Source organism: Enterococcus avium ATCC 14025 (genome assembly GCF_000406965.1).
Taxonomy (GTDB): domain Bacteria; phylum Bacillota; class Bacilli; order Lactobacillales; family Enterococcaceae; genus Enterococcus_A; species Enterococcus_A avium.
The window spans coordinates 67,025-85,926 of sequence record NZ_KE136362.1 but is presented as its reverse complement, the minus strand read 5'-3'; the positions used below and the strand labels follow the sequence as shown (position 1 = coordinate 85,926).

At 41.0% G+C, this 18,902-nt stretch carries 22 protein-coding genes; 1 reads left to right on the top strand and 21 read right to left on the bottom strand.

Annotated features, from left to right (window positions below; translation table 11 throughout):
• Positions 1–6: 6 nt before the first annotated feature.
• The 7 genes from OMU_RS07495 to rbsR form a co-directional block, all read right to left on the bottom strand.
• Positions 7–336, bottom strand: a complete 330-nt coding sequence (locus OMU_RS07495) for a hypothetical protein (protein WP_016179339.1) — start codon at positions 334–336, stop codon at positions 7–9.
• 193 nt (positions 337–529) lie between these two features.
• On the bottom strand, positions 530–832 hold the full coding sequence (locus OMU_RS07490; RefSeq protein ID WP_016179338.1) for a DUF5960 family protein: 303 nt from the start codon (positions 830–832) through the stop codon (positions 530–532).
• A gap of 51 nt (positions 833–883) precedes the next feature.
• Positions 884–1,285: a hypothetical protein gene (locus tag OMU_RS07485; protein ID WP_016179337.1), complete on the bottom strand. Its 402-nt coding sequence runs from the start codon at positions 1,283–1,285 to the stop codon at positions 884–886.
• A gap of 216 nt (positions 1,286–1,501) precedes the next feature.
• On the bottom strand, positions 1,502–2,389 hold the full coding sequence (gene rbsU, locus OMU_RS07480; RefSeq protein WP_016179336.1) for a ribose/proton symporter RbsU: 888 nt from the start codon (positions 2,387–2,389) through the stop codon (positions 1,502–1,504).
• Between the two features lie 24 nt (positions 2,390–2,413).
• The gene (rbsD, locus tag OMU_RS07475; protein ID WP_016179335.1) at positions 2,414–2,809 is read right to left on the bottom strand and encodes a D-ribose pyranase; all 396 of its coding nucleotides are present in this window, start codon (positions 2,807–2,809) and stop codon (positions 2,414–2,416) included.
• A gap of 16 nt (positions 2,810–2,825) precedes the next feature.
• Complete coding sequence (rbsK, locus tag OMU_RS07470) at positions 2,826–3,731, bottom strand: ribokinase (RefSeq protein ID WP_016179334.1); 906 nt, start codon at positions 3,729–3,731, stop codon at positions 2,826–2,828.
• A 108-nt stretch (positions 3,732–3,839) separates the two neighbouring features.
• Positions 3,840–4,832: a ribose utilization transcriptional repressor RbsR gene (rbsR, locus tag OMU_RS07465; RefSeq protein ID WP_016179333.1), complete on the bottom strand. Its 993-nt coding sequence runs from the start codon at positions 4,830–4,832 to the stop codon at positions 3,840–3,842.
• A 281-nt stretch (positions 4,833–5,113) separates the two neighbouring features.
• On the opposite strand from rbsR, the gene OMU_RS07460 reads away from it, so the two are divergent.
• Entirely contained in the window at positions 5,114–6,040 is a 927-nt protein-coding gene (locus OMU_RS07460) for an alpha/beta hydrolase (protein WP_016179332.1), read from the top strand.
• Positions 6,041–6,241: 201 nt separating this feature from the next.
• Here the strand turns inward: OMU_RS07460 and OMU_RS07455 are convergent, their stop codons facing one another.
• The 14 genes from OMU_RS07455 to OMU_RS07390 all read right to left on the bottom strand — a co-directional run bounded on the left by OMU_RS07455 (position 6,242) and on the right by OMU_RS07390 (position 18,899).
• Positions 6,242–7,204 carry a sugar-binding transcriptional regulator gene (locus OMU_RS07455; RefSeq protein WP_016179331.1) on the bottom strand — a complete coding sequence of 321 codons (963 nt, stop codon included), beginning with the start codon at positions 7,202–7,204 and terminating at the stop codon, positions 6,242–6,244.
• Between the two features lie 148 nt (positions 7,205–7,352).
• Positions 7,353–7,706: a PTS glucitol/sorbitol transporter subunit IIA gene (locus OMU_RS07450; RefSeq protein WP_016179330.1), complete on the bottom strand. Its 354-nt coding sequence runs from the start codon at positions 7,704–7,706 to the stop codon at positions 7,353–7,355.
• A gap of 27 nt (positions 7,707–7,733) precedes the next feature.
• On the bottom strand, positions 7,734–8,807 hold the full coding sequence (srlE, locus tag OMU_RS07445) for a PTS glucitol/sorbitol transporter subunit IIB (protein WP_016179329.1): 1,074 nt from the start codon (positions 8,805–8,807) through the stop codon (positions 7,734–7,736).
• 13 nt (positions 8,808–8,820) lie between these two features.
• Positions 8,821–9,354 carry a PTS glucitol/sorbitol transporter subunit IIC gene (gene srlA, locus OMU_RS07440; RefSeq protein ID WP_016179328.1) on the bottom strand — a complete coding sequence of 178 codons (534 nt, stop codon included), beginning with the start codon at positions 9,352–9,354 and terminating at the stop codon, positions 8,821–8,823.
• Positions 9,355–9,372: 18 nt separating this feature from the next.
• Complete coding sequence (locus OMU_RS07435; RefSeq protein WP_016179327.1) at positions 9,373–9,750, bottom strand: transcriptional regulator GutM; 378 nt, start codon at positions 9,748–9,750, stop codon at positions 9,373–9,375.
• Between the two features lie 57 nt (positions 9,751–9,807).
• Positions 9,808–11,058 (bottom strand): NAD(P)H-dependent oxidoreductase, encoded by a 1,251-nt coding sequence (locus OMU_RS07430; protein ID WP_016179326.1) that lies wholly within the window; start codon positions 11,056–11,058, stop codon positions 9,808–9,810.
• Between the two features lie 524 nt (positions 11,059–11,582).
• Positions 11,583–12,224: an L-fuculose-phosphate aldolase gene (locus OMU_RS07425; RefSeq protein ID WP_016179325.1), complete on the bottom strand. Its 642-nt coding sequence runs from the start codon at positions 12,222–12,224 to the stop codon at positions 11,583–11,585.
• 53 nt (positions 12,225–12,277) lie between these two features.
• A complete protein-coding gene (locus tag OMU_RS07420) occupies positions 12,278–13,333 on the bottom strand; it encodes a s-methyl-5-thioribose-1-phosphate isomerase (RefSeq protein ID WP_016179324.1) in 1,056 nt (351 codons plus the stop codon).
• Positions 13,334–13,423: 90 nt separating this feature from the next.
• Positions 13,424–14,671 carry an S-methyl-5-thioribose kinase gene (mtnK, locus tag OMU_RS07415; RefSeq protein WP_016179323.1) on the bottom strand — a complete coding sequence of 416 codons (1,248 nt, stop codon included), beginning with the start codon at positions 14,669–14,671 and terminating at the stop codon, positions 13,424–13,426.
• A 358-nt stretch (positions 14,672–15,029) separates the two neighbouring features.
• Positions 15,030–16,055, bottom strand: coding sequence for an NAD(P)-dependent oxidoreductase (locus OMU_RS07410; RefSeq protein WP_016179322.1), 1,026 nt, complete (start codon positions 16,053–16,055; stop codon positions 15,030–15,032).
• Entirely contained in the window at positions 16,048–16,893 is an 846-nt protein-coding gene (gene rhaD, locus OMU_RS07405) for a rhamnulose-1-phosphate aldolase (RefSeq protein WP_016179321.1), read from the bottom strand. Before rhaD ends, OMU_RS07410 begins: the two co-directional genes overlap by 8 nt.
• A 25-nt stretch (positions 16,894–16,918) precedes the next feature.
• Positions 16,919–17,101, bottom strand: coding sequence for a hypothetical protein (locus OMU_RS07400; protein ID WP_016179320.1), 183 nt, complete (start codon positions 17,099–17,101; stop codon positions 16,919–16,921).
• 25 nt (positions 17,102–17,126) lie between these two features.
• Positions 17,127–17,822, bottom strand: a complete 696-nt coding sequence (locus tag OMU_RS07395; protein ID WP_016179319.1) for an L-ribulose-5-phosphate 4-epimerase — start codon at positions 17,820–17,822, stop codon at positions 17,127–17,129.
• Between the two features lie 15 nt (positions 17,823–17,837).
• A complete protein-coding gene (locus OMU_RS07390; RefSeq protein WP_016179318.1) occupies positions 17,838–18,899 on the bottom strand; it encodes a galactitol-1-phosphate 5-dehydrogenase in 1,062 nt (353 codons plus the stop codon).
• Between the last annotated feature and the right edge of the window lie 3 nt (positions 18,900–18,902).

Sequence of the window (18,902 nt, the reverse complement as noted above, 5' to 3'; positions counted from 1 at the left end):
AATTTCCTAAGCAGCCTTCGCTTCCACCGTAACCGTTACTCTAACGCCTAAAGCACGTCCGGCTTCGATGAGCTGTTCTGCGACTTCATTTGGACAGTCTACATAAAAGACAAAAGCAGAATAATCCTTTGAGAATTTGTCTAAAAATCGTTTTCCTTCTTCTACCAACGATCGTCCAGTCAGGCTTTCATAAAAAATAACTTGCTTATTTCGTAAGAAGGTTTGTGGCAATTGCTTCTCGACTCCAACAACTGCTACTTTCTCCCCCTGATAGTGACGTTTGATGTGTGTCCATATTTGTTGTGCTGGTTCCGCTTTCTTTTCAAGAATAAACAATTCATTAACTTCCTTTCAGTTTTAATTCATTGCTTGCAGGAAATAGCCCTGCTGCTAGTCGATCATGCAAGACCATCACCTCCCATTCTTGCTAAAAAATAACAAACCATATTGTATCTATCATACCAGCTTCTACTTTTAAAGCAAGTCAAAAAAAGACCTTCAAGCATTTAAACTTGAAAGCCTTGCATAATTAGCGTTGTTCTTCTTCTAAAACTTCGTATTCGTACGGTGATCCTTCATAGAAAAATTGCGTTGAAACTGTTGCATCTTCATCCATTGCGATCAATTCTTTCCGGAAGGGAAATCGGACTGCTTGCCCGTTAGCCGTTTTATCACCAGGTAAAATGTAATAAAGCTGATCGTCTGGTGTCGGTTTGTTCAATTCTTCCATTACATCATCGACCACTTGTTGCTGGTCAATCGTTGCTGCTTTAGCAACTTTTTGATAATCCTCTAAGAATGCTGCTTGTCCTTCAAAATATGTGAGTTCCATTTTCTTCACCCTTTCAATTTAACTGTAACATCTATCTACGTTTTAACAAACTTATTCGCCCAAATCCAGACGCCCAGCTTCTGTTTGAAACACTGGCCAGCTTCCGGCAAGCTCGACACGAATCAACTGCATATCAGGATATTCTCGAATCGTTGCTATCACAGAATCAATCAAATTAGCCTGATAAGTCAAATGCTGCTGAGAGGATAAAAGCTGATCCTGATCCAACAGCTCACGATATTCCTGATTTGCTTCCACAATCTCATGAAAAGCTGTTTTAAATGATCGCTCAACCTTACGCGCGAACTTCACTTCATTTTCTGTAGTGTAAGCCACCTGCGCTTTTTCCATTAAAAAAGTCGCGTAAATTAACGGAACTGTCGATACAGGCTTAACTGGCGAAACATAATAGAATGTTTTTTCTAAAATATCTAACGAAACTGTCAGCTTCATAGTTTTCCTTCTTTCTGCTAATAAAATCAAGATGCCCGTTTATTAATCCAATAAAAGCGGCATGCTCTTTTTCATGCTTTGATTATAGCATTCACATAAGAGATACTTGTCTTTTTTACCTCATCAAACAATTTTCAAACTTAATTTAGACGAAAAAATAGGCCAAAGCTTACCAAGCTTTTAGCCTACTTTTCGTCTGAAAGTTATCATTAATTTTTAGATCATTACCGTCATCGCAGCGGCAGCTAGAATCAGTACCAATCCAATGATCGTAATGGTCATTTCTTTTTTCGTTTTCTTTTGTCCTAGGAACCAGATACCCGTCAATGTTGCTAGAACAACGGAAGTCTGAGACAGGATGAAGCCTGTTGCTAATCCATTCATATCTGGTTGGGCTGAAATCAAATAAGTCAATGCTGCAAAGGCGAAAAAGAAACCTGAAAAAATATGCTTATAAGAAACGGCTTCTGCAAGTGCCGATTTTTCTTTATCCTTCACACTTAAAATTACTGAATAGACAAGAGCTACTAGAAGCATTCCGATCGCTTGCGGTAAGAATGCATGCATCCCATCAATATTCGTTGCTTGAGGGGCAGCAGAATAAGCCCAGTAGCCGATCTCACCAACGGCTAATAAGAGAACCGCTTTCTTTAAGACGTTGGCTTTTTCCTGTGTTTTCTCTTCTGTCCAGACCGTCATCCATGCACCTAAAATGATGAGAACTAAAGCAAGTCCACCTAATAATTTAGCGTTCATGCCTGGCCAATCACCTAATGCAAATACCCCCCACAAAGATGCTCCCAATAATTGAAAAGCTGTCGTGATCGGCATCGCCCGTGAGGAACCGATCAGCGTAAAGGATTGAAAGGTAATGATTTGGGCAATCGCCCAACCAACTCCTGAGAGAATCGAGAAGACTAGATCCATCCCTGTTGGTAAACTCATTCCGTTAACTAATGCGAAAACGAAGGCAAAAATCAAGGTCCCTAAAGTTGAACCTAAAATTTGATTTACTGGACGACCACCGATTTTTGAAGCAATCGTTGGGTAAAGTCCCCAACCAAGTAACGGGCCTAATCCGATTAAAATTGCTGTTGTGTTCATAGTATTTCCTCCTTATGACAATTCTTAAAATACGACGCCGCTCTCTAATAGAATATTCGCGTAAGGAGTCATTTCGCCTGTTCGAATAAATGCTCGACTATCATGCAACGCTACCTTCATTTCGCTATGAGGAATAAACGTCACAGGAGTTTCAGGTAAACGTTCTTGAATTTTCTTCAACATGTCAGGATTTTCTGTTTTGATTTCCTCAGCTAAATAAATCCGTTGAACTTCCAATTCTTCCAGCACATTATTCAAAACATCCATAAAGCTTGGGATACCATTATCAACTGCTAAATCAATTTTTTCTGTCGTCATGGGAACCGGCATGCCGGCATCGCCAATGCTTAATTGATCAAAGTGACCCATCTGTGCGATCACGCGTGAAATATCTGAGTTAATGACTTTACTTTTTTTCATATTAAAGATCCTTTCGTTAGTTTAATTCGTTTTTATAGGGAATAGATGGTTGTGCACCAAAGCGTTGAACAGTTAGAGAAGAGGCTTTGTTTCCGTATTCGATCGCCTGCTCCAAATTGCTGAAATCTTTGGCTAAGATACTACTCATCGCGCCAATAAAGGTATCGCCTGCTGCGGTTGTGTCCACTGCATTGACCTTGAATGCTGGTACGATACCGCTACGACCCTGTACATCATAAAATGCACCTTTACTACCGATGGTGATAATTACTGCTTCAATTCCTAACTGATGCAAATGATCCGCTGCAGCCTTTAAGCTTGCTTCATCTGTGACCTTGATTCCCGTCAAAATTTCGGTTTCCGTTTCATTTGGAATGATCATGTCGGTTACCTTCAATAATTCTTCAGGAACATTTTCTAGAGCCGGAGCAGGATTTAGAATCGTTTTCACTCCTGCTTCACGAGCGATCGTAAAGGCTTCAACCGTGCTTTCTAAAGTGCTTTCAAATTGAGCAATGATAAAATCACTCGCCTTAATTAGATCCGTATGCGCTTGAACTTGTTTGGGTGTAAAGGCATTGTTGGCACCAGAATGAATCATGATGCTATTTTCTCCTTGATCATCCACGATGATATAAGCTTGCCCTGTCGCTTGCTTTTCCAATGTTTGTACACCAGCTAATTCAATGCCTTCTTCTGATAAAAGTTCACGCATCATTTCGCCAGCCTCATCATTGCCGATTGCCCCAATAAAATTTGTAACAGCTTCAGAACGTTTTGCTGCCACTGCTTGATTTGCACCCTTGCCTCCGCCAGCTGAAAAAATTTCCTTGGTATGCATGGTTTCACCAGGTTTTGGCATTTGCTTTACACGAATTGTCCGATCAAGATTGATGCTCCCAATGACTGTAATCGTATTCATTTTCTTCACTCCATTTCTCGTTCTTTAAACTCATTCATTTGCTTTTAAGTTAAAACGTTTTATTAAAACGTTTTAACTCGACACCAAAAATATAGCACAGCTTGAAAGCTATTTCAAGTGTGCCGTTGAAAAACGTTGAATCAGCTGTACTGGGAGGGTCTTCTCCTCCCAATGCTTCTCGGGCTGTTCAATTCTTTCCAGTAATAATCGTGCGGTCGTTTGGCCTAGCTCGTAAATCGGTTGCGCAATTGTCGTTAGTTGAGGCGTCACGTATTCGCACATATCGATATTGTCGTAACCAATCACACTATAATCCTGCGGAATTTTCTTATTCAGATCTGCCAAACCCAAATAAAGTCCAAAAGCCAATTCATCATTGATCGCAAAAATCGCAGTCGCCTCAGTTTTAATGATCTCTTTAGCTGCTTGGCGTCCGCCGTTTTTAGTTAAGTCTCCACGAATCAGAATAGCATCAGGATAAATCTCCTGAAAACCTGCCAGTCGTGTCTGAATATTTTCTGTCGCATCCTCTGGCAAAACAACAGCCGCTTTTTGATGACCTAATTGGCTTAAATGTTCGCCTGCAAGTTTTCCGCCTGTAAAGTCATCAGTCAAGACCGCATCACTGAAGCCTTCTGCCTTCTTTTGATCCAAGACGATATAGGGCAGATTTTTTTTTCGTAAAGAGTCATTGATCGCCTGATTGGAAATCGCTGAGCTGGCGATGATATAGCCATCAACACCGCGACGACTAAGCTCTTCTAGATAAACTGTTTCCTTTTTCGTGTCCAGATCTGCGTTGCAGAACATAGTCACGAAATTTTCGCGGTATAGTACACCCTCAATACCGCGCACCAAAGTACTAAAAAAAGGATTGGTGATATCGGGAACTAAGACACCGATCGTCTTGCTTTTTTTCATAATCATACGGCGTGCAAAATAATCTGGTTCATAATTCAATACATCTTTGGCTGCCAGCACCTTTTCGACAGTTTTTGGACTAAACTTTTGATCGTTGCCATTTAAAATCTGAGAAACCGTTGCGATGGAAACACCTGATTGCTTCGCAACGTCTTTAATCGTAATTTTTTTATTTTTCATTTGCTTACTCCTTGCTCATAAATAAGGTAATGATTTTTATAAAAATCACTTTGTCTTCGTGACGTATATCATTCTGCTAAATTGCTCCTGCTCAATTGTTCTAAGAATTCAGGATTATTGCTCGAATTTTTTTATCTGGGAAAAGCAGAACTGATATCCTTGCTCTAAACTCTGCTACATTTTCTCATGAATATATACCTCTGTAAATACGACAGTGTGTGAACTTGTTATGAGTCGGAATTTTCTTTATACTGCTTATGATACATTTAGAGGAGGCAAAAATGAGTAAACCAATAAAAATAATTTTAGGAATTGTCCTGGTTATAGTGATTGCACTAATTGCAGCAGGAAATTATTTCTATTCATACGCCGTGGTTCCGGCCAAAAAAGATTTCTTGGCGGAGAGTTCAGATAAAAAATCGAAGGAATTGATCGCCGCTGAAGATTGGTTCAATAATAAAAATAACCGTACAGATTGGCAGTTGACATCCACAGATGGGCTGAAATTATCTGCTTATTATTTGCCAGCTGAAAAAGAGCAGCACAAAACAGCCATCATTGCTCATGGGTATATGGGACAAGCTTCAGACATGCCGCAATATGCAAAAATCTATCATGATCTCGGATATAACGTACTAATGCCGGATGCTCGTGGTCATGGCAAAAGCGAAGGCGATTATATCGGCTTTGGCTGGCCAGAACGAAAAGACTATCTTCAATGGATCAATCGAATCGTCAAGCAAGATCCTCAATCAGAAATCGTCCTTCATGGTGTTAGTATGGGAGGAGCAACGGTTATGATGACTAGCGGAGAAAAATTGCCGGATAATGTCAAAGCTTTCATAGAAGACTGCGGCTATAGCTCTGTTAATGGGGAATTGAGTTATCAGTTGAAACAAATGTTCAATTTGCCGGCATTTCCTTTGATTCCTGTTACCAGTGTCGTAACAAAAGTACGTGCGGGCTATTTTTTTGGCGAGGCAGATACCATCAAACAGTTGAACAAGAACAAGCGGCCAATGCTCTTCATTCATGGTGACAAGGATGACTTTGTTCCTTATTCAATGCTAGATGAGGTTTATAACGCGACAAATGGCCCAAAGGAAAAATATATCGTTCATGACGCTAAACATGCAAAAGCTCTGAGCAGCGATCCTGCCATGTATCAGAAAAAAGTTACGGCGTTTTTACAAAAATACGTTCAATAAGAAAGGCTTTGCCAACTCGCTCAGCTTTTGAGCAATATTTTTGCTTATTACCGATATGCTAGTTCTGCTTAATGGAGTTTAGCAGTAACCGTATGCTTAGTTTGCGTAGAATAGCTAGTTCGTAAAGTCGGACATGGATATAGCGATTTAATCATGTAAAAATTTTATATTTTCCCTATAAATAAAAAACGAGACGTTTCATCAAGACGTCTCGTTTTTTGCTCGTTCTAATAAGTATTCAGCTAAGCTATCTGTCACTGTAATATGGGTAAAAATTTTAGTTTTCGCCCCGACGTACAGCACTTCTTTTTTGCTTTCCTCGTAGCAGGCAACTGCGACATTTGAAATTTTCCGAACATCCTCAACACCTAGACCAATCACGTTTTCGTTGATCTCGCAGGTAACTTCCTGACCATTCTGATCAATAAATTTTGAATTAACATCTCCGATCACATCTAGTTTTTCCAGTTCATCAATATCCTGCTGATCAACATAACCGATCTCCGTCATCGTATTATTTTTAGAAAACGGACTAGCAATTCCCACTAATGCAAAATCAACATTTTTTCCCGCTTCCAAGACATCGCGGATTCCGTCATTTTCAATCAAACTTTTTTTAATAAATGCATTGTCCACCAGTGCAGGTGCATAGAGATATTTACATTTCGCTCTAAGTTTTTTCGCTAGATCATAGGCCAACTGATTGGAATGAACGTCTACCATCTCTGACCCTAGTCCGCCGATTAATGGGATAATCGTGGTATCTGCTTGATTTTCATATGGGTACTCATCAACGATTCCCCGCAGCATTTTCCCCCAAGAAAGACCGATCGTTTGAGCTTTCGTGATCTCCTTTTGAAAGGCCGTGATCGCTGTTTGGACTAATAAGCGTTCGGTCTCGTCTTTTCGCAAACTGCTGGTATCTAAGACCGCGGCTTTTTTCAACCCGAATGTTTCCTCTAAAGCCAGCTCCAGTTCGATGGAATAGGCGCTCTCGCTTTTAATAAAAATATCAACGATCCCTTCATTCTTTGCATCATTCAAATATTTTGAAACAAGTGAACGTGAAATACCCAAGTATTTAGCGATCTCCGACTGTTTCAAATTCTTTTTGTAATACATCGTAGCCACTTTTACGATGTCGCGATTATGTTTTATAGCCATTTTTTGATCCCACCTTCTGAACTACTTTGATCCCATTCACTATACGGTTGATCCTGCGCGCCTGCAAGTACGAAAATTATACAGAATTGCTCTATTTACTAAAAAAGCCGAGGATGACCTATTTTCGGCACATCCTCGACCTTTTAAACTAAATAATTTCGATCACGCCACCGACTTCAAAGCTTGGGAAATTGCCAGGACTGACAATGATTGCCCCTGGAAGGATTTCGCCAATTGCGTTACGAAAATAAATCGAAATATGTCCCAATTCTTCAAAATTTGCATTTGCTTGCGAACCTACCTCTTCGATCGTAAATTCTTGATCGCCGAATTTGATTTTCCCGCCGACCTTCAACGCATCCTTGGGCTGATCCTCGAACTCATGAATCACACAAATATCTTTTAATTCTGCCGTTGCAGAAGGACCAAACAAAATAACTAAGCGTTCTTCTTCAAAGGCTGGCACCATGCTGCCGATTTCAATAATTTTGGTTTTTACCATCTATCCATTCGCTCCATTCAAACAGTTTTAATACATTCCGAAACTAGCCAACCATGCCAAGATTACGGCAGTAAAACCAGTCAGCATCCGTCCATATAAAATCGCTGGCACTCCGATTGCTACGGTTTCCGGTTTGGCTTCACCTAATGATAACCCTACCGGAATAAAGTCACAACCTACATGAGCATTAATTGCAAATAATGCCGGCAATGCATACTGTACTGGAATTGAGCCATTGGCGATCTGGGTACCGATCAATACTCCGATAACCTGTGAGATTACTGCTCCTGGTCCTAAAATCGGCGATAGGATCGGAATACTACAGATCAAAGCCAACGCAATCATACCAGGCAGTGAACCAGCTAATGGTGAAAGAACTTTCGCCAACCAATCACCGATACCTGTGTAGTTAATGATCCCAACGATCATACTGATGAATGCCATGAAAGGAATAATATTTTTCAACAGCATATCTAACGCGTCGCGACCAGATTGGTAGAAGGTACTCATCACTCCGCCGATACCACGGGAGAAACGAACTAAGAAGCTGTCCTTTTTCGCTTGTTCTTCTTTATGCTCTTCTTTGATTTTTGAATATCTTTCTCTGAACTCTTCTTCAGACTCACGGCCTTCGTCTTGTTTTGTCACAATTTTTTCTGTCGCGGCTGCTGATTCCGCATCCTGTGCATGAGCGTGATTAATCGCTGCCATTTGTTTTTCTTCTAAATTCGCCTCTTCTAAGATAGAGACATCTTCTGGACGGACCCCTGAAACAAAGATATCTTCCGTGATATGTTTAGATAATGGACCCGAAGGAGAAGACGGCAAAACATCCACTGTCGGAATGCGTTTCATCGGATATACACCGATTCGAGCCGTGCCGCCACAGTCAATTACGGCACATAGAGTTTCATCTTCTGGAATTTGATTCTTAAAGCCATCACAAGCCTCACAACCGGTTAAATCAGCAATTTGCTGCGCCACCGGATGAATACCTCCGCCTGTAACAGAAACAACTTTATTTTTTTGCTCTGATGGAACTAATGTTAGACCAACACCCCAACCTTTACTTCCAGGTTTTACAAATACTGTTTTGTACATTACGATTCCTCCTTTACGCAGTCGCTTTCTTCGCTTCTCTAGCCATCATGAATTTCGTTAGTCTTTCCGTAACAATTCCGCGAATCAGGATAACCACGATCCCTACTAAGAAATACCGGACAGCTAAACTTGATTGGCTAAATCCGGCTTTCGTTACGCCGTTGGCAATTCCTAAGTAAACAAAAAGCTCTCCGGCATTCGCATATGGAAATAGACCAGTAACTGGGTGAACAAAAGAAACGGCTGCATCGTAAAACGCCGGTTTTTCCTCTTCCTTAACAAATTTTCCAAAGGTATACGCCATTGGATTTGTCAGCATCAAAACAGCTAAAATCGGCATTAACGAATAGCGTAAAATCATATATTTCGAACAATAACGGATCGCTCTATCTACACGTTCTTCACCAATAAATGCAATAACTGAATAAGTAAACGTTAAAAGTACAATCAATAGTGGAACGATTCCAGTCATGTAACCCATGAACTGTTCGCCGCCGGCTTCAAACATACCAATAAAGTTTTTCCCTGCCCATTCGATATATTTCATTATAAAATCCTCCTCTTTCTAGGTAACCGCTTCCAATTTTCGTGTGTAAATCTGCGATAATGCTTTTTCTGTTTGAGATGCGCCTTTTTCTTTTGCAACATTACTGTAATTAACCAATTGCGTTCCTTTATACGATTGGTCCTCTTTAAAACGTGCAAATATCGTCAAACCTTTACAGACATAACATTGAATAACTCTGCCTTCTGCATCCACAACTACCGCGACGATCGCTCGTAAAAGTCTTCCCTTTACGACCTCGGTATAAAACTCATACTCTGTACCTGCTTGTTCTGTCGTAATTTTTTTAATAAAACGCTGATAGTATTTTACCTGAACAATGCTCAACAGGCTCTGGCTAAGCATCAAAACGATTAAAACAATTACTAAGCCACTCATAAGCTACATCCTCTCCAAAAGCAGACGAGGGTATCCCTCATCTGCTTTAAATTTGCCTTAATCACCAAACGTTGAATCCTGAAGTTTCCGTAAACGATAAACCGTCGTTGTTTCATCAATCTCAATATCATCATAGGTTAAGAAGGTGCCATCCTTGATATCACGCTTCGCTACAGAAGAACCACCAACTAAACCAATTGGTACATTATTGTTTTTCACCAGATCTGCATGGGTTTCTAACACACCGCGTACGCAATAACCGCCAATGCCATCAATTTTTTCGCCTGCTTTAATATCCTTTTTAGCTACCGCAACAGTTTCTGAAATTGGAGCACCTAATGGAACGATTGCATGATCGTGATTCAAGACTGCTTTTGCAATCGTAATCGGTGTTTCTAAGCTTGCTAAATGGTAGGGACGATACAAGATATGATGATCGCGATCACCCTTTTTCATCAAGTAACTTAACTCATGACGTGCCCCGTCATTTTGTCCCTTGACGATCACGAACACTCCAGGCGCCAATCCATCGACATATTCAACAACGCCATATTTATCCAAGATACCGCCATTTTCCTTCAAGTCTAAATCCTTAATAACTGAATCCACATCTCCACTGATTCCGTGCATTCCTACTTTGTCAGGAATGAATCCAATCGCATTTGACAGTAGATTCATTTCAGCCATAGTCTTCGTACCGTCTTGGAACGCAGCTAACATATGGCTAGACATCTGTTTAGAATCCGCTTCTGCTTGCGCAGTATCTGGGTTTGCACCAACCTTCAGCTTGTTGTTCTTGCCTTTACCAGCAACTAAGACTTCCATCCCCATGCTTTTTGCAAATTCAAATAATTCTGTCGTAGCAGCCGGCTCATCACCGTCAGATCCTGTATACACTAAGTCTGCCGCATCGTACATTTTCTTCATCAATGGCCCAATTGTGATATCCACTTCCACATTTAGCAATACAATGTGTTTTTTCGCTAATAAAGTTTCTAATGAAATTTGGGCGCCAACTTCTGGGACACCTGTCGCATCAACAATAACTTCTACCTTGTCTGAATGAATGATTTCTTTAAAATCTGAGCTGACCAAGATATCCACTTTTTTCTCTGCACTTGCATTATAAGCATCCGCTGCTCGCTGCGCGGCATCCTTATTGATATCACTGATACCAGTCACTGCCATTCCTGGAATCGTCGAAATCTGAGCAATCATCCCAAAACCCATTTGACCTGCACCAATTACCCCAACTTTGATCGGTGCGCCATTTCTTTCTCTTTCCAAAAGCTTCCCATAAAGTGTCATTGTTACCCCTCCATACTTTTTTGACATATGACAACACATTTGACATATGCCTTAAATCACTTTTAGTATAACATCGTAAAAATAAGTGTCAACGCTTTCTTTTCACAAACTACCGTTTTCTACCAATTGGAACATATGTTACAAAAGTAAAAATTACCGTAAAAAACGTGATATATCAATATCTAAAAAATATTATCTATTAAATCGAAATAATTCAAACAATAAAAAAGCCACAATTGCACATTCTTAAAATAACGATATATAAAAATGGGAAAGAGGTCCTAATTTAGAAATATAATAGAAAAGGAGATGAGCATGAAGGTTCGTTCACAATCTATCCAGAAGAAAAAAATTTATACATATAGGATATTCAGCTATAAAAAAATATTAGACCAATCAAAAATTCTCACAGACTATTTTAATTGTGAATAAACGAACAGCGGAGTTTTCACTTGACCAATCTTTTATTTACTTCTACGAAAAACAAAAACCGCCGCCTTGACTCCCGTCAAAGCAGCGGTTTATTATTGTTGCCCATAGGTTTCGAACTTTTCTAGAACTTCTTTCATTTGTTCTTGATTTAGTAGTTTCGGTGTTCCAATGTAGCGAGCACGATAATCGAGTTTAGCAAGAAACTCGATGTCTTTCGCCACACCAAAGGCGCTGGATAAGTCTGGGCCAATGGTCAAAACGCCATGGTTGCCTAGCAATATTCCGTTGTCTTCATGAATAAAGTTAAAGGCTTCCTCGGCTAATTCCCGAGTACCGAACGTTTTATACTCGCAGCAACGAATTTTCTCCCCTACAGAACCAATGATGTAATGCAATGGTTCGATCTCCTGCTGCAGACAGGCAAACGTCGTCGCATATTCTGAATGAGTATGAACAACTGAGCGAACGTCTGGACGATTCGCGTAAAAAATACTATGAAGATCATATTCACTTGAAGGTTTACGATTGCCCTCCAACACATTGCCATGAAGATCCATTAGTACAATGTCTTCTGGTTCTGTTTCAAAATAAGGAATGCCGCTTGGGCTAATCAGCATCGTTTCTTCTTCAGGCAGATAAATGCTGATGTTGCCGCCAGTACCTGTCGTTAATTTTTCAGTGATAAGCTTCTTGCCATAGTCAACGATCAGCTCACGCTCTTTTAAATGCTTCATCTTCTTCTCCTCACTGCTATTGATGATTCTATTTTTATCACGTAATCATTCAATCAATAAAAATTATTTTCCGGCTGCTCTTTGATATAGCGTTTCAAGTCATAGGGTGAAAAAAATCCACGATCCGTCACAACTGCTCCAATTAATTCTGGCGGTGTGATATCAAAGGAAGGATAAATGGCCTTGACCCCGGCTAAAGTATGCTTGATCCCATTTAACTCCATGACTTGCTCAGGATCGCGCATTTCGATTTTGATGCTTTCATGACTTGTTTTATCTGTATCTGGAATACCTGTAACAAAGTAAGGAATACCAAATTTTTGCGCCAAAATTGCGATTTGATACGTACCGACTTTATTGGCAATATAGCCATCTTGAGCGATCGTATCCGCCGCCGAAGTGAATAAATCGATTTTTTCATGCGCCATTAAATAAGCGATCATGTTATCAGAAACAACGGTTGTGTCAAACCCCATTTCTGCACAGCAGCTGGCAGTTAATCGCGCACCTTGCAGATATGGTCGCGTCTCCGCACAAAAGAAACGCAGCGTTTTGTTCTGTTCGATCGCTTCTCTCAGCAGCATCCCAATGATCGTTTCACCAAAGCATTGCGTAAGAACGGTTCCATTATCCGGGATTTTTTCGATCAAGTATTTAGCCACCTGATCCATTGTATAATAACGGCGATTTAAGGAATTGATCGTATTTTGCTTGATCGCTTCGGTTGGATCTTCCCCTTTGTCCAATGCTTGCTCTGCTACTTCTACACATTTTTCTGTGATCAGTGTCATGCGATTTGCTGTTGTCGGACGGGCGTTGGCAATCGTGTGAGATGCTTTTTTTAGATAAGCGATCTGTTCTTCTGGTGCGAAATCGCGGCTCTCTTCCGCCGCTAACGCCATACCCATACCTGCCGCAGTATAAGGTCCGGCACTTTGTGTAACCATGTCCGTAATCGCCTGCGCTACAGCTTGATGCGTTTCACACTCCACAAATTCGAGCTGCGTTGGATAAATCCGCCGATCCAAAATACGGACTTTCCCCTTCTCGTACCACGCGACATTCTCATATTGCAGCAATGTTGGCATCGTATAATCTTGTCTTTCCAAATTGTTCACCTGCTTCTGTTGAAGGAATCTTGTTCTAATACCTTTTAGTGCTGAACGTGCCGCTAAATTTGCAGCAATTCCTCATCTTTCTTAATTCTGCATACTAGGAAAAGCCGAATTGACAGCTTCGTCAATTCCAGCGACTAGCTGACTGCCGCTAATAACATGTTGTCGATTAATAATTAATTGAATGCCTATTTTCAATAAAATCCTTTCAGCCGTGACCTTTTTATCAGAAGGAATCAAGGATAATTCCCTCACCTTTGAATCTCCTACCACGCGGCGAATGATCTCGGTTCCAGCATAGCCGATCGCATCTTCCATGATTTTTTGCAACATTATCTCCTTAAACGCGTGATTCCGATACAACGGAAAAGTCACTGCTTCATCGTAGACTGTCTCTAATTTTTCCTGCACCTGATCGTAAACAGCGGCAATCGTTTCCTTGCACCACTGGTGGAATTCTTGATCGCTCGTCGAATCAAACAAATTTTTAATCATTGGAAAATAAAGATGAGCCAAAACATTGCCGATATCATAGCCCGCTGGACCATAAAAAGCAAACTCTGGATCAATCACCTTCAACCCCGTTTGATTAATAAAAATCGATCCCGTATGCAGATCGCCATGCAGCAATGATTGGGCATTATTCATAAAGTTATGACGCAGCAATGCAACTTCTACTTGCAGCGGTTCATTTTCATATAGGTTTTCTCTGATAAAATCTTCATTACCTGCAGTCACGATATTCCTTTGCTTATAATCATCATATGGCTCAGTAAATACCAGGTCTTCACTGATATCGCACATTTCAGGATTGATGAAGTCTTTGACGCGCTGCTTCTTCACGTCGCGATCTAAGACCAAATCACTTGTTAAAAGTAACGTACGTGCTAAAAATTCCGCGATCTTTTCGCTAAAATCTGGAAAAATCTGCTTGTCAATCAATTCATAGCGCATATTTTGATAGGCTGAGACATCTTCCATTGTCAAAGCATACATCTTTTGGTCATAATAATAAACCTCTGGTACAAACTGCGGTGCCAATTCATTTTGCAGTCGTAATATTTCCGCTTCGATCCGGTTTCGCTCAATGTCTAATGGTCGCCCAGAAGAACGTAACAGGATATCTGCCTGCTTGATGATCAGACTTTCCTGTGTCGCCTGATTCACCACGCGAAAAACATAGTTGATATTCCCATCACCAATCTCCGATACTTCAATTGGTGTCCCTGAAGGAAAAGCGCCCAATCTTTCCACAACATATTGTTTGATTGCTTCTGTATCCATTAAAAAATGTTTTTGATACGCACCTGATTCCTTTGGTGTAAGCTTCATATTATCGCCTCATTCATTAAATTTCCCAGATATCTCCATGTAGTTAGGTGTTTTTCTAACCTGCAAAGGCAAGAAAAACTGACAGCTAGCTCATTACTGTTGTATTCATTTTTCAAAAAGCGTGAAAAATGGTTTTATTTTCGCACGCATATCATTTTTCTAACCTGCAAAGGCAAGAAAAACTGACAGCTAGTTCATTGCTGTTGTATTCATTTTTCAAAAAGCGTGAAAAATGGTTTTATTTTCGCACGCATATCATTTTTCTAACCTGCTAAAGCAGGAAGAAAAACTGACAAAAACACCCATCTAAAAGTTTACATTTAAAATTGTTAAATGCAACTCTTAGATGAGTGAAAATTCACGCTTTTCCTAATATTCGATTCATTTCTACTTGCAATAATTGCGGCGAACGGTCTATCGCGTCGATGGTGTCTCCTGCAATATGTGAAGTGATGACTACGTTGTCCAATGCTAGCAAGGGCTCATCAGAAGCGATTGGTTCTTCCCATAGGACATCGATACCCGCTCCCGCGATCTGATTTTTCGTCAAACAGTCAAGTAAATCTGCTCGATTAATAATATCCGGTCGCGCGGTATTAATCAAATAGGCACTGGGCTTCATCAAACGCAACAACGAATGATTAATCAAATTCTGGGTCTCTGGTACTACTCTCAAATGTAGAGATACTAAATCTGAATCACTGAAAATCTCCTTCAAGCTTTTTAATTTGATTTGATAGCCTTCTTGATCTAGGCTGGCTTGATCGATAAACGCATCATAAGCACTGACCTCCAGCCCTAAAGCAGTTAAGCGTTTAGCAACGATTTTTCCAATATGTCCTAATCCCACTAGCCCGACTTTTAGATTGGAAAAGGAGGTTTTATATGCATCGTTTGGAAAATTCTGCGGCCAATTTCCCTGCTTTACTTGAATAGCAGAAGCCGCGATATTGCGAACAGTCGCATACATCAAACCAATCGTAAAATCCGCGACTGGTTCCGCATTTCGAATAACATTGATTACCGAAAGTCCAGGTCTCTCTTTCACTGCCTCCAGATCAATATGCTCTAGTCCACCTCGGCAGGTGCCGATCATCTTTAGCTTTTTTGCTTGAGCTAATAGTTTTCGTGAAACAGGCGCCAAATGTACGAGCAAATACTCGGCCTCTGCTACTTCTGCCAAGATCTCAGCAGACCATTCAAAACCATTCGGTCCATCATGTTCCAGAATTTTGATAACTTCGCGAAATTCTGACCGTGTTTTTTCAGACTGCCACTCGAAGCTTTGAATAATAACGGGCTCTTCAAGTAGTAGTCCTTTTGCAGCATTTGCCAAATTTGCTGCTGAAACGAAAGGATCACCAATCACGACTACCTTAGTCACTGCGCAGACCTTCTTCCAATAAAATCCCGGATTTCGGTTTCACGTGAAACTTTTCTGCTAAATCCAAAAGCTGCTGGTCTGTGATCTGCTGCTTAATTTCTTGTTTGGCTGAGCAAATTTGCAGATAGATTTCTGCAGCCTTTTCCGCCGTTTCCACTAGACCAAAAGCATCGTCCATCGTTTGACCGGCACCCATAATTCCATGATGCGGCCAAATCACAATTCTAGAATTCTGCATTTTGTCAGCTGAAGCTGCTCCAAGTTGACTCGTTCCTGCAACCATCCAAGGAAGAACCGACACCCCATCTGGAAAAACGACTAAACATTCTGTGATCATTTGCCATAGCGTCTTAGAGAATTTCTTTTCGTCTAGGTCGTGAATAAACGTCATCGCCGATATAGCCGTCGCATGAGTATGCAAAATGACCCGATGCTCTGGATCTTGTGCAAGACGAACTTCATGACATTGAAGATGTGACGCCAGCTCACTCGTTGGCAAATCACCACCCTCTAGTCCCCACAGCAGCTCATACCTGTCGCCTTCTGCACTTATTCGAATGATGGCTAAACTATCAGCGGGATTCTTTTGAATATTTTTGAAATATTTGCCTGATCCTGACACGAGAAATAGCTCACCTGCTAAGCTTTTTACAGTAAAATCCAATGGAATAGTTCTTTTAACCTGATCACTATCGAGATAATATTGAACCTCCTCTTGCGGCAGGCGATAGCTGATATTTCCACCATTTCGCTCTGCCCAGCCGTACGCCCATAATTGACTGGTGGCTTCACACATTTCTTTGATAAAAGGAGCTTGATTGATCTCATGAAGTTTCACTTTATCATCCCCTGTTGACTATAGATTAGAGGAGAATCGTAATTAGTCGTGCCACGATCATAAAGGCCACACCTAACACACCATGAATCAGATACGTTTTGCTCTTAACAACATCGCCATTCGCTCCAATCACGAGTTTTTTGGCGCCATCAAAAAAGATTTTGATAAAAAAGGCCAATCCAATCAAAACAAACAAATCGCTAATCATCGTAATCCTCCTCCCAAATTAATAACTACTTTTGCCCATAATAAGCATTTGCTCCATGCTTACGTAAATAATGCTTGTCCAAAACACGTTGCGGCAGCTCTTCAGCAAAGGAATTTAATTGCCGCGTCAGTAGGTTCATCTTACAAACCTCCTCCAATACTACGGCATTCATCACGGCACTATGAGCATCCTTGCCCCATGTAAATGGCCCGTGACCATGAAGCAGCACTCCTGGAACCTCTAAGGGTTTGATTTCCCGTTGCTTAAAGGTCTCTACGATGACACAGCCCGTTTCGTGTTCATAGCCTTCATCGATTTCATATTGACTCAAATAACGTGCACATGGAACAGACCCGTAAAAGGTATCCGCATGGGTAGTTCCCATTGCCGGAACGTCTAACCCTGATTGTGCCCAAGCAGCTGCCCACGTTGAATGGGTGTGAACGATTCCGCCAATTTCCGGAAACTCTTTATATAAGACTGCGTGAGTCGGTGTGTCAGAAGATGGATTCAATCGTCCTTCGATCACATTGTTTTCCAAATCGACAACGACCATATCCTCCGCTGTCATTTCTTCATAGCTGACACCGCTGGGTTTGATCACAAAATACTTCGTCTCAGGATCGTAAGCACTGACATTGCCCCAAGTGTATTTAATTAACCCTTGTTTAGGTAAATCTAAATTTGCTTGAAATACTTCTTCTTTTAATTGTTCTAACATTGATTCGGCCCTCTCTTACTCTGGATTGACAGCAACAACGATTTTGTTATAGGCAAGCTCGCGTTTGAACATCTTAGGCAGCACCTCTGGCAAATCGTTTAAGGTAATTTCATTACTCACCATTTCCTTGAACTTGATTCGACGTTTAGACATTTCTTCTAATGTCGCCTCCCACGCGCGGCCAGGATAAGGTGCCGTATAGGAATTCCATGAACCGGTAATGGTTAACTCTGCCCGCATGATTCGTTCTGCTTCGTGCTCTGATAATGGCAGATCTTGGTGAGAGATTCCTACTAATACGACCGTTCCGTGCTTACGTGTAATCAAAAGTGCCTGCTTCTGAGTGAATTTACTACCCGCAGTCTCAATTACGACATGGACCCCTAAACCTGTTTCTGCCTTGATTGCAGCTTCTAAATCTTGCTCTTTGCTGTTGATTGTTACATCCGCGCCCAAATTCTTTGCTAAAGCCAATTTCTCATCAAAAATGTCGACTGCAATCACTTTTTTCGCGCCAAATATTTTTGCGATCTGGATGGCAAATTGACCAATCGGTCCGCAACCAAGCACCGCTACAGTGTCGCCAACCTTCATGTTCGATCGCTGCATCGCATGCCAGCTAATCGTTGCCGGCTCTACCCCAGCTGCTGACAACAAATCCAAATCCTCCGGCATTACCACACAATGCTCTTCTGGAACTTTCACGTATTCTGCAAAGGCCCCATTACTGCCGGTACCGATTATGTTATAATTATCACTGAGACCGTAAGACCCTTCTTTTGTATATTCAGAATTTGGGTCTGGGATCAGTGGTGCAACTGCGATCTTATCTCCGACTTGAACTTTAGTGACCTGTGATCCTACCCGATCTACAGTACCGCTAAACTCATGTCCTAAAATGAGCGGATACATTCTTGCACCATCTTCTAAGTTTGCGCGGGGCACATCTGAGCCACAGATCCCCGCGTAAGCGACTTTAACTAATACTTCATCTTCACCAATATCGGGAACATCCACTTCTTGAACTTCCAACACACCAGGTTTTATCAGCACACTTGCTTTCATCTTTTTTGTCATGAT